The sequence below is a fragment of the Klebsiella sp. 141161 genome (assembly GCF_050600815.1).
GTDB lineage: Bacteria > Pseudomonadota > Gammaproteobacteria > Enterobacterales > Enterobacteriaceae > Klebsiella > Klebsiella aerogenes.
Genome location: NZ_JAQIRN010000001.1, coordinates 320,056 through 334,372 on the forward strand (window position 1 = coordinate 320,056; position 14,317 = coordinate 334,372).

The 14,317-nt window shown below is 54.2% G+C and carries 13 protein-coding genes; 5 read left to right on the top strand and 8 right to left on the bottom strand.

Annotated elements, in window-relative coordinates:
* Window positions 1-20 precede the first annotated feature (20 nt).
* The 5 genes from PGR79_RS01610 to PGR79_RS01630 form a co-directional block, all read right to left on the bottom strand.
* Entirely contained in the window at window positions 21-827 is an 807-nt protein-coding gene (locus tag PGR79_RS01610) for an ABC transporter permease (protein WP_113373273.1), read from the bottom strand.
* Complete coding sequence (locus tag PGR79_RS01615) at window positions 817-1,746, bottom strand: ABC transporter permease (protein WP_316423983.1); 930 nt, start codon at window positions 1,744-1,746, stop codon at window positions 817-819. Before PGR79_RS01615 ends, PGR79_RS01610 begins: the two co-directional genes overlap by 11 nt.
* 1 nt (window position 1,747) lies before the next feature.
* On the bottom strand, window positions 1,748-2,761 hold the full coding sequence (locus PGR79_RS01620; RefSeq protein ID WP_213316166.1) for an ABC transporter ATP-binding protein: 1,014 nt from the start codon (window positions 2,759-2,761) through the stop codon (window positions 1,748-1,750).
* A 17-nt stretch (window positions 2,762-2,778) separates the two neighbouring features.
* Window positions 2,779-3,924, bottom strand: coding sequence for a putative ABC transporter substrate-binding protein YdcS (gene ydcS / locus PGR79_RS01625; RefSeq protein WP_087859531.1), 1,146 nt, complete (start codon window positions 3,922-3,924; stop codon window positions 2,779-2,781).
* Window positions 3,925-4,243: 319 nt separating this feature from the next.
* Window positions 4,244-5,656 carry a PLP-dependent aminotransferase family protein gene (locus PGR79_RS01630; protein ID WP_087859530.1) on the bottom strand — a complete coding sequence of 471 codons (1,413 nt, stop codon included), beginning with the start codon at window positions 5,654-5,656 and terminating at the stop codon, window positions 4,244-4,246.
* A gap of 866 nt (window positions 5,657-6,522) precedes the next feature.
* On the opposite strand from PGR79_RS01630, the gene PGR79_RS01635 reads away from it, so the two are divergent.
* From PGR79_RS01635 to PGR79_RS01650, 4 genes are all read left to right on the top strand, one after another.
* Complete coding sequence (locus PGR79_RS01635; RefSeq protein ID WP_430920926.1) at window positions 6,523-7,920, top strand: cytochrome ubiquinol oxidase subunit I; 1,398 nt, start codon at window positions 6,523-6,525, stop codon at window positions 7,918-7,920.
* A complete protein-coding gene (gene cydB / locus PGR79_RS01640; RefSeq protein WP_430920928.1) occupies window positions 7,920-8,930 on the top strand; it encodes a cytochrome d ubiquinol oxidase subunit II in 1,011 nt (336 codons plus the stop codon). Before PGR79_RS01635 ends, cydB begins: the two co-directional genes overlap by 1 nt.
* Window positions 8,930-9,055 (top strand): DUF2474 domain-containing protein, encoded by a 126-nt coding sequence (locus tag PGR79_RS01645; protein ID WP_430920930.1) that lies wholly within the window; start codon window positions 8,930-8,932, stop codon window positions 9,053-9,055. The genes cydB and PGR79_RS01645 overlap by 1 nt, the downstream gene beginning before the upstream one ends.
* Window positions 9,056-9,219: 164 nt before the next feature.
* Window positions 9,220-9,456 (top strand): DUF2554 family protein, encoded by a 237-nt coding sequence (locus PGR79_RS01650; RefSeq protein WP_087859526.1) that lies wholly within the window; start codon window positions 9,220-9,222, stop codon window positions 9,454-9,456.
* 9 nt (window positions 9,457-9,465) lie between these two features.
* Here the strand turns inward: PGR79_RS01650 and PGR79_RS01655 are convergent, their stop codons facing one another.
* Window positions 9,466-11,427 (bottom strand): peptidase U32 family protein, encoded by a 1,962-nt coding sequence (locus PGR79_RS01655; RefSeq protein WP_113373268.1) that lies wholly within the window; start codon window positions 11,425-11,427, stop codon window positions 9,466-9,468.
* A 233-nt stretch (window positions 11,428-11,660) separates the two neighbouring features.
* Window positions 11,661-12,206, bottom strand: a complete 546-nt coding sequence (locus PGR79_RS01660; RefSeq protein ID WP_045414130.1) for a helix-turn-helix domain-containing protein — start codon at window positions 12,204-12,206, stop codon at window positions 11,661-11,663.
* A gap of 88 nt (window positions 12,207-12,294) precedes the next feature.
* On the opposite strand from PGR79_RS01660, the gene PGR79_RS01665 reads away from it, so the two are divergent.
* The gene (locus PGR79_RS01665) at window positions 12,295-13,467 is read left to right on the top strand and encodes a benzoate/H(+) symporter BenE family transporter (RefSeq protein ID WP_271032627.1); all 1,173 of its coding nucleotides are present in this window, start codon (window positions 12,295-12,297) and stop codon (window positions 13,465-13,467) included.
* On the opposite strand, the gene PGR79_RS01670 is transcribed toward PGR79_RS01665, so the two are convergent.
* Entirely contained in the window at window positions 13,444-14,313 is an 870-nt protein-coding gene (locus PGR79_RS01670; protein WP_087859524.1) for a helix-turn-helix domain-containing protein, read from the bottom strand. The genes PGR79_RS01665 and PGR79_RS01670 overlap by 24 nt on opposite strands.
* Window positions 14,314-14,317: the final 4 nt, after the last annotated feature.

Below are 14,317 nucleotides of genomic sequence, written 5' to 3' on the forward strand. Positions count from 1 at the left end.
GCATGATCCTGTAAAGTGTATTATTTTCCGCTTTCGGCGTTATTCTCACCGTCACGGGTTAGCCACCAGGCCCCCAGGATGGGTACAGTCGTCACTAACATCACCAACAGAGCGACGACGTTGGTGACCGGCACATCGCGCGGACGCCCCAGCTGATTTAGCAACCACAGAGGAAGCGTCCGTTCATGACCGGCGGTAAAGGTAGTGACGATAATTTCATCAAAGGACAGGGCGAACGCCAGCATGCCGCCTGCCAGCAGCGCCGACCCCAGATTGGGTAACACCACATAGCGGAAGGTTTGCCAGCCTGTTGCGCCGAGGTCCATTGATGCTTCTACCAGACTCCATGATGTCCGGCGAAATCGGGCAATAACGTTGTTAAACACTACGACTACGCAGAAGGTCGCATGACCCACCACGATAGTTAGCAAGCCAGGCTCAAGATTAACGGCTTTAAATGCCGTCAACAGCGCCAGGCCGGTAATAATGCCGGGGAGCGCAATAGGTAACAGCAACAGCAGCGACACGGCATTCTTACCAAAAAACGTACTCCGCCACAGCGCGCCGGCAGCGAGAGTACCTAACACCAGGGCAATCCCCGTAGATAAAGCGGCGATCTTAAGTGACAACGTCACTGATTCAATGATATCTGCACGAGCGGCAGCCTCGCTGAACCAGCGGAGCGTCAGCCCTTTCGGCGGGAAGCTGAAAGCGGCATCCTCTGTATTAAAGGCGTACAAGGCGATAATCAGCAGTGGAAAATGGAGAAATATCACCCCGCCCCAGGTGGCAATTTTGAGAAACAACGGTGCGCGTTCAGAGTGCATCAAACGCTCCCAGGCGCTTAACAAACGCCAGATACAGTGCAATAAGAACAATCGGCACCAACGTGAACGCCGCCGCCATCGGCATATTGCCAATCGCGCCCTGCTGCGAATAGACCATGTTGCCGATAAAGAAACCGGGCGGCCCCACCAGTTGTGGGACAATAAAATCCCCAAGCGTGAGGGAAAAGGTAAAGATAGAACCTGCCGCGATACCCGGTATGGCTAAAGGCAGTACCACGTAGCGGAAGGTTTGTTGCGGTCGGGCGCCTAAATCGGCTGAGGCCTGCAACAGCGATGGCGGCAGACGTTCCAGCGCCGCCTGCACCGGCAGGATCATGAACGGTAGCCAGATATAGACAAATACCATGAATCGCCCGAGCCCGGAGGTCGATAAGGTATTGCCGCCGACCGCCGGGATGGTCAATACCATATTTAACACGCTCTCCAGACCAAGGTGGCCGAGGAACCATTGCGCCACGCCATCTTTCGCCAGCAATAGCGTCCAGGCGTACGCCTTGACGATATAACTTGCCCACATCGGCAACATCACCGCGATATAAAAGAAGGCTTTCATCTTGCCGCGGGTATAACGCGCCATATACCACGCCATCGGCAATGCCAGGATTGCGCTGGCAATAGTCACGCAGATGGCCATCACCAGGGTACGAACAATGATGTCGTAGTTGGCGGGATTAAACAGAGCCTTCAGGTTAGCGAGCGTCAAATCCGTGGTGACCGACATCGTAAAGTCATCAAAGGTATAGAAGCTTTGCCACAACAGCGTCAGGAGCGACCCCAGATAGACAACGCCAAACCACATCAGCGGACCCAGCAGCAGTAAAAACAGACCCAGTGAAGGTTTTCGCCAGAACAGCCCTGACACTCGCCCGGTCGTTGGTTGCACAAGCGCCATCGTCATCTCAGCCTCCGCTTTCCAGGGAAACCATCGCCGAACGCGACCAACAGGCCAATACCTGTTGCCCCAACTGTGGCGCGCTCAACGCTGCCCCGCCATCGACGTTGGCCTGACTGACTAGCAGTTTATCGCCCGCAGCAAGTTTCAGTTCAATACGCGTTGACGCCCCCTGAAACTGCACCGCCTGCACGGTCCCCTGAACCTGGATATCACCGCCACTATTCAGTCGAATATGTTCAGGACGCAACGACCAGGCGCCGGGCAAGCCGCATAGGCGCTGAGAAACGTCTGGGGTAAAAACGTTCGCGGTGCCGACAAATCCGGCAACAAAGGCGGTTTTAGGCTGTAAATAGAGCGAGTGCGGCGAGTCGACCTGTTCAATACGCCCATTGTTAAACACCGCCACGCGATCGGACATCGACAGCGCCTCACCCTGATCGTGAGTAACAAAAATGAAAGTGATGCCCAACGACTGCTGAAGTTTTTTTAACTCCACCTGCATCTGTTCACGCAGTTTTAAATCCAGCGCGCCAAGCGGTTCATCTAATAACAGCACACGAGGTTGGTTGACCAGCGCGCGGGCAATGGCGACCCGTTGCCGCTGACCGCCGGATAGCTGCGAAGGCTTGCGCGCGTGAACGAACCCAAGCGCCACTTTTTCTAAGGCTTCCCGGGCGCGAAGCTGACGTTCTTTTTTGCCCACGCCTTTCACCATCAGCCCATAGGCGACGTTGTCGATAATCGACATATGCGGAAATAGCGCGTAATCCTGAAAAACCGTATTGACGTCACGCTGCCATGGCGGTAATTCGCTGGCCTGCTGGCCAAAGATACGAATCGAACCGCCGGATAGCTGTTCAAAGCCCGCAATTAAGCGCAGGCAGGTGGTTTTGCCGGAGCCGGACGGCCCCAGCATGGAAAAAAACTCGCCATCGCGAATGGCGATAGTCACGCCATCTACCGCGCGCACGTCACCGTAAAGACGCGAAACGTCATCAAACTCTACCGCGTACGTCATGTTCAGTCTCCAGGCGCTTAGCGGCCACCCATAATCGCGATATAGTCCTGGGTCCAACGGCTATAAGGAACATACTTCCCGCCTTCGGCAATCGGCGTCTTCCAGAACGCAATCTTGTCGAATTGGTTGTAGCCGTTGGTTTCGCAACCTTTGTCTCCCAGTAACGTACTGGCTTTACAGCCCTGTGGCACCACGGGCAGCGATCCAAACCAGGCGGCGACATCGCCCTGTACTTTCGGCGTCAGCGACCAGTTCATCCACTTGTAAGCGCATACCGGATGCTTTGCCTCACTATGCAGCATCGTGGTATCGGACCAGCCGGTTACACCTTCTTTTGGGAACACGGTAGCAATAGGCTGACCTTCACCTTTCAGACCATTGGCCTGATACGGCCAGGAGCCCGAAGCAACCACTCCTTCGTTTTTAAAGTCGCTCATCTGCACGGTCGCATCGTGCCAGTAACGGTGAACCAGCGGATGCTGATCCTGCAGAACCTTCAACACCGCCTGATACTGCGCTTCAGTGAGTTCATAGGGATCGTTGATTCCTAACTGCGGCTGTGTTGCTTTGACAAATAGCGCCGCATCAGCGATATAAATCGGACCATCATAGGCCTGAACTCGCCCCTGGTTGCTTTTTCCGTCCGGCAGGTCCTGTTTGACGAAAACCACTTTCCAGCTATCAGGCGGTGTCGGGAAAGTTTTAGTGTTGTACATCAGCAGGTTCGGCCCCCATTGATAGGGCGTGCCGTACACTTTATCGCCGACGTTAAACCACGCGCCTTTGGCAACTCGCGGGTCAAGCGTTTTCCAGTTTGGGATCAGCGCGGTATTAATCGCCTGCACACGCTTACCCATAATCAGGCGTAACGAGGCGTCGCCGGAGGCGGTCACCAGGTCGTAGCCGCCCTTCGCCATCAGGCTGACCATTTCGTCAGAGGTGGCGGCAGTTTTCACATTAACCTGACAGCCGCTCTCTTTTTCAAATTGGCTTACCCAGTCATAATTCTTATCCGTCTGACCGCGTTCGATATAACCCGGCCAGGCAATAATATCGAGCCGCCCTTCGCCTTTATCCAGCGAAGTCGGCGGTTCAGCGGCTTGCGCTGTCAGCACAACCATACTCAGCGCGCACAGGCTGCCACGGGCAAATTTTTTGCTCATTTGAACTTACTCCTGTCAGAATAAAAGTAGCGGCAGCCGTGCCGTAAAAATATCTCCCTTAATAAGGGTAGACGGCGGCCTGCGGGGCTCTGGGGAAATTTCCTCAGGTTGTGACCAGGTGCGCATTCCGCAAAAATCGCCACCACGATTCGATAATATGGATTATAGACAAAGAGTTATGGCAAAAGGACGAGTATGCATATTCCCTATGACGACCCGCTAATGGTGGATATTTTAAGCTGATTAATGAATACGAGAATGAAGGGGATAAATTGCCGGGAAAATAAAAGCCGGCAATTAAAAAAAAGCGATGAATAAACTAAGGCAAAAGTTGACGTATAAGTTCGCCGAGCCGTTTCACACCCTGCTCCTCTTTTTCTCCCCAGCCCCAGGCGGTATTAAAACGGAAAAATGAAGTCCAGTCGGCCGTGGTCGAAAACATTTTACCCGGTGCAATACTGATGTTATCCCGCAACGCCAGTGCGCTGAGTTCGCCTGAATCGATACCAGCGGGCAACTCCAGCCACAGGAAATAGCCGCTGTCGCTATGATGAATTTTGACCTCTGCGGGTAAAAAGCGCAGCAGCGCTTGCCAGGCCAGCTGTTTCCGCTCAGCAAGCTGACGACGTAAACGGCGCAAATGCGCGTCGTAGCGTTTGGTAGAAAGATAATCGACCAGCGCCAACTGCATTGGCGAACTCGTAGATAGCGTACTCATCAGCTGTAACTGCTGAATACGGCGGGCATGTCGGCCAGCAGCGACCCAGCCGATACGAAACCCCGGAACCAGACATTTTGAAAATGAGCTACAGTGCAACGTCATCTCATCACGATCCCAGTACTTTGCAGGTAGCGGTTTTTCCCGACCAAAGTACAGCTCACTGTAAACGTCATCTTCAATTAACATGACGTTGTAGCGCGTCAATAGCGACACCAGCCGCGCTTTTTTGTCCGCCGTCAGCGTAAATCCGAGCGGGTTTTGGCTATTGGTCATCAGCCAGCAGGCTTTTACCGGGTAGCTCTGCAAAGCCTGTTCCAGCGCCGCCAGATCGATCCCCTCTTTCACATCGCTGGCCACCGATAGCGCCTTTAGCCGCAAACGTTCAAGCGCCTGCAGCGCGCCGTAAAAGCACGGATTTTCTACGACGACCCAATCGCCGGGTTCAGTCACCGCCTGCAGGCTGAGGTTTAATGCCTCCAACGCACCGGCGGTGATGACTATCTCATCCGGCGATACGTTCATTCCCTGCAACGCATAACGCCGGGCAATCGCATGACGAAGCTCATCGTTACCCGGCGGCAGGTTCTCAATCACACTCATGGCGGTAGCGGTTTTACTCACCTGCGCCAGAGAACGATTTAGCTGCTGTAAGGGGAACAGGCGCGGGTCGGGAAAGGCGGAAGCAAAAGGCAGCATCGAAGCCTGACGGCTTGCCTGCAGGACGTCGAAAATATAGGTGTTGATATCCACCGACTCATGGCGCGTGACTTGCGCCGGAGGTTCAGGCTGGCGCTGTTTTACCGGCTGCGGCGCCACATAATAACCCGATTGCGGGCGAGCGATAATTCGTCCCTGACTTTCCAGTAACTGGTAGGCATGGCTGACGGTCATAAAACTCATTCCGCTGCTGACAACTTGCTCGCGTAATGAAGGTAGGCGATCGCCGGGTTGCCAAACGCCGAGCGCGATCTGTTCCGTGAGCCGTTGCGCAAGCTGCTGATATTTTTTCATTACCGCATCCATTTAACCAACGAGACCCGTATCTTATAACAGATGGTCAAAAATGGCAGGTTTTAAAAACTGATATAGCTAATAGATATCACCGGATAAGTACTGGTTTCGCACTGCAAGCGATGACGCTGATGTTCAAATAACATGAGATTGTATTATCACTAATGAAATATGCGCATTTGAGAATAGTAATAAAATATTATCCGAGCCAGAACGTCATGAGGCATATCCATTAAACGCACGGTATATCAATGCAAAACCCAATCGTTTGAACGTTGATATGCGTTGTTTCTCATGTTGTGAACCAACGATTAAAAAAGCTCGCTAACCTCGCATGAGATAAATTCATCACGCATCTAAAAATGAAGTGATTTCATGCTGAGGATAATAATAACTCAAATCATCAGATAGACTCCACCACCCACAGCAAGCCAAAAAATAGTCATTATCAACAATGAGATAAGTAAACTTCGCAGTCCTTTCTTTGACAAACCGTCTCCCTTTTTTCATCAACTTAATATATAAAACCACAATGAATAACCAATTCACATAATAAATATGGATATTTAAAAAGCAAACCCTGCAGCTAAACTCAGCACCGTTATAGGCTAGCAGAATAATTAATGAAATACAGCGCAAGCAATAAGGAAAATCGTAAACAAAAATGTGAAGTATCACAGGAATAAATTCACAATACGTAATTTATTATTTATAGTGACATGAGAATTGACTTCACAAATATGAAACAGAGATAGAAAGAATAACAATCCGCAACTGTTATCATAAAAAAGCGCTTTTCTGCCTCTGCTATCACTCCCCGCCACCCCTTAAAATTGCGCTGAATCAATTTTGTTGTGGAGTCCTGCATGTTCGGTCTTGATGCATTTCATCTGGCGCGGATCCAATTCGCCTTTACCGTCTCATTTCATATCATCTTTCCCGCGATCACCATCGGTCTTGCCAGCTACCTGGCGGTACTTGAAGGATTGTGGTTAAAAACAAAAAATCCTGTCTGGCGCTCGCTATATCATTTCTGGTCGAAAATCTTTGCCGTCAACTTTGGTATGGGGGTGGTCTCGGGGCTGGTTATGGCCTACCAGTTCGGCACCAACTGGAGTGGTTTCTCGCAGTTCGCAGGCAGCATTACCGGCCCGCTGCTAACTTATGAAGTTCTTACCGCCTTCTTCCTTGAGGCAGGTTTCCTTGGCGTGATGTTATTTGGCTGGAACCGCGTCGGCCCCGGCCTGCATTTTTTCGCCACCTGCATGGTGGCGCTGGGCACCATCATTTCCACGTTCTGGATCCTGGCCTCAAACAGCTGGATGCAAACGCCGCAAGGTTTTGAAATCGTTAACGGCCAGGTGGTACCCGTTGACTGGTTGGCCGTTATCTTTAATCCCTCTTTCCCCTACCGCTTATTCCATATGTCCGTTGCTGCGTTTCTTAGCAGCGCGTTATTCGTGGGCGCCTCCGCCGCATGGCATTTGCTTCGTGGCAACCGAACGCCTGCTATCCGCGCGATGTTCTCTATGGCGCTATGGATGACGCTGCTTGTCGCCCCCATTCAGGCATTAATCGGCGATATGCATGGGCTTAACACCCTGAAACATCAACCAGCGAAAATTGCCGCTATCGAAGGACACTGGGAAAATCCGCCCGGCGAACCGACGCCGCTGCTGCTGTTCGGCTGGCCGGACATGCAACAAGAACGTACCCGCTACGGGCTGGAGATACCTGCCCTCGGCAGTCTGATCCTCACCCACAGCCTCGATAAACAGGTGCCGGCGCTGAAGGAATTCGCCCCGCAAGATCGCCCTAACTCAACCATTGTCTTCTGGTCATTTCGTCTGATGGCGGGCCTGGGAATGCTGATGATTCTGCTTGGCGTCATTGCCCTATGGCTGCGCTATCGCCAGCGTTTGTATACCTCAAAACCATTCCTGCGCTTCGCGTTATGGATGGGGCCTTCCGGACTAATTGCGATTCTGGCTGGCTGGGTGACCACCGAAGTCGGCCGCCAGCCGTGGGTGGTCTACGGCGTACAGCGCACTTCCGAGGCCGTATCAGCTCACGGCGTTCTGCATACGACCATTAGCCTGCTGGCCTTTATTGCCGTCTACAGCTCGGTATTCGGTGTTGGCTATAGCTATATGCTGCGCCTGATCCGCAAAGGGCCGCAAGAGCAGGTACCTGTGCCATCAGGAACGCCCGCGCGTCCGCTTTCTGCCGTTACGGATGGTTTTCAGCACAAGGAGTCCCGCTAATGGGTATTGATTTATCGGTTATTTGGTTTGTTATCATCGTGTTCGCCACCCTGATGTACATCGTCATGGACGGTTTCGACTTAGGGATCGGGATACTATTTGCCGCCGTACGCGGCGGTGAAGAGCGCGACGTGATGGTTAACAGCGTCGCACCGGTATGGGATGGCAATGAAACCTGGCTGGTGCTTGGCGGCGCAGGCCTCTTCGGCGCTTTTCCGCTGGCCTATGCGGTGATTATCGACGCGCTGTCGGTGCCGCTCACCCTGATGCTGATCGGGCTTATTTTTCGCGGCGTGGCCTTTGAGTTTCGCTTCAAAGCGACCCCCTCGCACCGCCCTTTCTGGGATAAGGCTTTTCTGGGCGGATCGCTACTGGCGACATTCACCCAGGGCATGGTCGTCGGCGCGGTCATTCATGGTTTTCCGGTCAGCGGTCGCAGCTTTAGCGGCGGAATGTGGGATTGGCTCACGCCATTTACCCTATTCTGCGGTCTCGGCCTCACCGTTGCCTACGCGTTGCTGGGCGCCAGTTGGCTGGTAATGAAAAGCGAGAATCCGCTGCAGAATACCATGCGCAGAATTTCACGCCTTCTGCTGCTGGCCTTACTGATAGTGATAGCGGCGATTAGTCTGTGGACGCCGCTCTCCCAGCCAGCGATCGCCGAGCGCTGGTTTAGCCTGCCGAATCTGGTTTACCTGCTGCCGGTGCCGCTATTGGTTATCGCCATCAGCGTCTGGTTATGGCGCACGCTTGGGCAACGAGATGCTCACACCCTGCCGTTCGTGTTGACTCTGGGGCTCGTCTTCCTTGGGTTTAGCGGACTTGGGATCAGCATTTGGCCGAATATTATCCCGCCGGGGATCACGTTATGGCAGGCCGCGGCGCCGCCGCAAAGTCAGGGCTTTATGCTGGTTGGCGCGTTACTGATTATTCCCGTCATTCTTGGGTATACCTTCTGGAGCTACTACGTTTTCCGCGGCAAAGTTCAAACTGGCGAGGGATATCACTGATGGAGAGATCATGGATAAAACGTTTGCTATGGCTGGCGGCCATATGGGGAGCTAGCGTGCTGGCGCTGGGCGCCATCAGCATGATTTTACGCCTGCTGATGAACGCCGCCGGGCTTCGCGCCTGAAAAAAAATCTATTCCCTGGCCTGGCGCTTATCGCGTCAGGCTTTTTTTTCATCTTTCTTCAGCCTTGCCTGACAAAGCCTTGCGCTTCTTTGATAACCAGGCAGAAAAACCAATATTAAATCAATCATATTAATCATGCGTTATTTATTGATATGGGAAATGATATGTGGCGGAGAGGAATAGCGGCAGTGGTGCTGATGTGCGGATTATTCTCCGGGCATCTGCTCGCCCAACGTCAGGGGCATGATTATTTCCCGGTGCAAAGCCTCGAACAGCAGTTACTGCACGAGGCTGATTGCGATGAGCTACGCAGCCGGGCTGAGGATACCGCCAGCTCGCTGCGCGAGCATCACCACCGGCAGTATGCGCGCAAAGCAAAGGCGCATAACTGTCCGCCGTGAGAACGGCCCTTACGCGCCTTTACGCTTGGGCAACGTTTTCATCAGCTCGTCAGGACTGACGGAGGCGACGATACTGCCCGGATGCGGCATCTTGAGGATGTGATTTTTGATTTTACCCACCACGTGCATTTCGCACGGACGGCAATCAAATTTCAGGGTTAACACTTCGTCACCGTGAATCAGCTGCATCGGCGTCGCCTTCCAGCTCTTTATCGAACCTTTGGCCTGCTTCGGACACAGGTTGAAGGCGAATCGCAGGCAATGCTTGGTGATCATCACCGGCACGTCGCCTTTCTCTTCATGAGCTTCATACGCCGCATCGATCAGCTGAACGCCATAGCGCTGGTAGAAAGCGCGCGCTTTGTGGTTATAAACGTTCGCCAGGAACGACAGATGCGTTTCCGGATACACCGGCGGTGGTACGGAGACCGGTTTACGCGTTCCGCGCTGCCAGGCATCGAGGCGCGCCCGATCGAGCATCTCTGCGGTTTCACGGCGCAGTTGGTTAAGCATACTGTTCGGAACAAACAGCGCCGGTAGATTAATCTGCACATCACGCGGGTAGTAAATGGTCTGGCCGAGCTTCGCCACGCCATCTCGTAAATTGGCCAGCGCTTTTTCCGCCTGGGTCGCTTCGGCGAATTCGCCATCCAGTGTATGCGTGACGCTGACGCCGTCTTCGCAGGTCATGGTCAGCACCAGCTGTTCCTGCCAGCCGCTCAGCGCGATATCAACCGCAATGCGGCGCTCGCTGGAAGTTTTCAGTAGCGCCTGCTGCCAGTTATGATCGAGGTTACGATTAAGCGCCTCGTGCGGACGCACTTTATGCAGGTCTGCCGGCATTTCGTTTGGCCAGACGCGATAACGATTTTCCCCCGTTTTCTCCACCGTATTGGCGCGGAAGCCGACAACTTCACGTTTGATCATCACATTCAGACCGTCACCGTTAGTCAACGCGTCGGTCACTTCGACATCGAGATAATCTTTTCCGACTTTTAATACTTCGCCTACCGGCAGGCCGATAAATTTCGGCGAATCAAACGCGCCGATATCGCCCTTACGCGCGTTAACAAAATAGTCGGTGCTGCCGCGATGGAACGTTTTATCGGTAGACGGTACGAAAAAGTGCTCGGTGCGCCCGGCGGAAGAACGCGCGAGATCGCCGCGGTCTTCAATAATACGATCCAGCATCTGACGATAGTGAGCGGTGATATTTTTCACATAACTCATATCTTTATAGCGCCCTTCAATCTTAAAGGAGCGCACGCCGGCGTCGATCAATGCCGCCAGGTTGGCAGTTTGATCGTTATCTTTCATCGACAATAAATGTTTTTCGTAAGCCACGACGCGCCCCTGATCGTCTTTCAGGGTGTAAGGCAGGCGGCAAGCCTGAGAGCAGTCGCCGCGGTTGGCGCTACGTCCGGTTTGCGCATGAGAAATATAGCACTGACCGGAATAGGCTACGCATAAGGCGCCGTGAATAAAGAACTCGATAGTCGCGTCGGTATTATCATAGATCGCTTTAATTTGATCGAGGTTGAGTTCGCGGGCCAGAACAATCTGGCTGAAGCCTGCATCAGAGAGAAACTTAGCCTTCTCGACGCTGCGAATATCGCACTGGGTGCTCGCGTGCAGCTCAATCGGCGGCAGATCCAGCTCCATAATCCCCATATCCTGCACGATCAGCGCATCAACGCCGGTCTCGTACAGATCGGTAATCAGCCGTTGCGCGGGTTCCAGTTCATCATCATGAAGAATGGTATTCAGCGTCACAAACACCTTCGCGCCAAAGCGATGCGCAAACGGCACCAGGTTGGCGATATCGCTCAGGCTATTGCTGGCATTATGCCGCGCGCCGAAGCCCGGCCCGCCGATATATACCGCGTCGGCGCCGTGTAAAATCGCTTCACGGGCGATCCCGGCATCGCGGGCAGGACTAAGAAGTTCAAGATGATGGTTTTGCAGGCGCATACGCTCGTCGTTATCCGTTATAGGGGGTCGAAATGGCGGCTATTGTAGTCAGAACTGGGCGTAGACGAAAACATTTTCCGCCGCGCCCGCACAGCGAATTTGCAGAAATCGGCAATGCATTGAAGAAAAAGCTATTTCTCATGAAAACCCGGCAAGGTTACAGTGGCTGCGTATTCCGGATTTTCCTCGTCACGTTGTGAATTTTAGTCTCAGTCATCTTGATTGGCCGCGGATTAATCCGCGGCTTTTTCTTTTGGATAATGAATCAGTGAATGAAAGTGCGCCGTCTGCGCGCCGCTATTGCGGTAAGCGTGCGTCAGGTCGCCGGCAAAGCGCCGCCCTTCTCCCGCCTGCAATGAATGCCACTGCCCCTGCAGACATAAATCCAGCGTACCGCTAATGACCACGACATGTTCAATGACGCCGGTCTCATGCGGCGTCGATTCGCTCAGTGCGCCGGGGGCGAGGGTAATCGAAAAATGGTCAAAACGCAGTTCAGGATCCCATGGGAAGATGGGCGTCACCACCATCGCCTGCTGCTGCGGGTCGAAGGCGGCGGGCGCAGCCGTCTCATCGGCAACGATGAACGTCGAAAACGCCACATTGAGGCCAGTGGCTATCTTCCACAACGTCGCGACCGTTGGGCTCGATTCATTACGTTCAATTTGCCCGAGCATCGCTTTCGATACCCCGGTTTCTTCCGCCAGGCGCGACAAACTCCAGCCGCGCTGCTGACGCAGGCTTTTCAGCGTCGTTGCCAGATGTTGCGCAATATTCATGGATGGCTCCTCATCATTTTCTTGATATTACCAGTTGTACGCTATAACGCACAATGCTACCTTCGTCGTATGTTATAACGCACAAGAGGTGTTCATGCGCTCCTTTACCCTTCCCATCCCCACGCTGCTCGCGGGATTTGTCGCCGTGCTGGTAGGCTACGCCAGCTCCGCCGCCATCATCTGGCAAGCGGCCGCCGCCGCTGGCGCCGACGCCGGGCAAATAGCTGGCTGGATGACCGCCCTTGGCCTGGCGATGGGCGTCAGCACGCTGGTATTAACGCTATGGCGGAAAGTCCCCATCCTCACCGCGTGGTCAACTCCAGGCGCGGCTTTACTGGTCAGTGGATTACAGGGAGCGACGCTGGCGCAGGCGGTGGGAATATTTGTCTTCGCCAACGCCCTGATTCTGCTATGCGGCGTGACGGGACTGTTTGCCCGCCTCATGAAGATCATTCCGCATTCGCTGGCGGCGGCAATGCTGGCGGGGATCCTACTGCGTTTTGGTCTGCAGGCATTTGGCAGTTTGCAGGATAATCTCCCGCTATGCGGCGGGATGTTCGCCGCCTGGCTGTTATGCAAAGCGCTTTACCCACGTTTTGCGGTCGTTGCGGCGTTAGCGGCGGGCGGGATCATCGCCCTGCTAACCGGCGCGCTGTCGCCAGTGGCAAACGATATGGTTTTTGTTGCTCCGCAGTGGATTACGCCGCAGTTCACCCCTTCGCTACTGCTCAGCGTCGGTGTACCGTTTTTCCTTGTCACCATGGCGTCACAGAACGCGCCCGGCCTGGCGACCATTCAGGCATCAGGATATCGGGTTCCGGTCTCGCCGCTAATCGTATTTACCGGCGCGCTGGCGCTGCTATTCTCACCATTTGGCGTCTATTCCGTGTGCATCGCCGCCATTACCGCCGCCATCTGCCAAAGCCCGGATGCGCATCCGGATGCGGATAAGCGCTGGCTCGCCGCAGCGGCGGCCGGTGTGTTTTATCTGTTGGCGGGGCTATTTGGCGGTTCGATAACCGCGCTAATGGCGGCGCTGCCGCCGGTGTGGATCCAGATGCTGGCGGGGCTGGCATTGTTAGGAACCATTAGCGGCAGCCTCTATCAGGCGCTGGGGCATGAAAACGAGCGCGACGCCGCAGTAGTAACATTTTTAGTCACCGCCAGCGGTGTTAGCCTTGCAGGCGTCGGCTCGGCCTTTTGGGGGCTGGTCCTCGGCGGTATCAGCTATATGCTGTTAACCACGCTGCGCCGCGCGTAGCTGGCTTGGCGTAAGACCCGTGGCGCTCTTAACCCGGTGGCTAAAATGGCTGGCGGAGCTAAACCCGCAGGCCAGCGCTATCTCGGTCAACGGCCGTTGGGTGTGGCAAATCAGATGTTGCGCCTTGATCATCCGCCGCTGCATCACATACTGGTGCGGCGCCATATTCATTGACTGGCGGAACATCCGCGCAAAATGGTATTCGCTAAGCGAAGCCTGGGCGGCAAGGTCGGCGAGCGTAAGCGGCTGCTCGAGGTGCTCCTCAATCCACGCCAACAGATTACGCAACAGATGCGGCGCCAGGCCACCGGTAACCGTCGGCAGGCGCCACTGGACGTTCGAATAGTTTTGAATCAGATGCGTTAACAGCAGCGTACTGGCCGAGCTTAACAGTAATTGATTAGCCTGCTGGCGCCAGTCGTTATCGAGCAGAAACTGACGATAAACCGCGGTAATTTTGTCATCGCTGGCGAAGGTTTTTTCCTGCAAGGTGAAAGACGCCGGGCTGCGGTCCCAAATTTGCTCGCCGACGCGGCGTAGGTGCTCATCGGTGCAATAGAGATGAACGAACGAAAGATCGCCGCGAATATCCCAGGTGCTTTCGTCCCCCTTTGGCATCAGACAAAAACGATCCGGCCCGCCGCCGTTCCTCCAGCCGTAGGGCGTTTTTTGGTAGCTTTCGTAACCATCGGCAATATACAGGCTCAACGTGTGGTGGTCGCTGCGCACCGTGATCCGGTCAAGGTCGTTGTACCACGCGGCAAGCTGGATCCCGGAATTGAGTTCTACGGTCCCCCGCAGCACCGCATTCTGTTGTTGTAATGTTTCGAACGTCCCGTATGCCATAGCC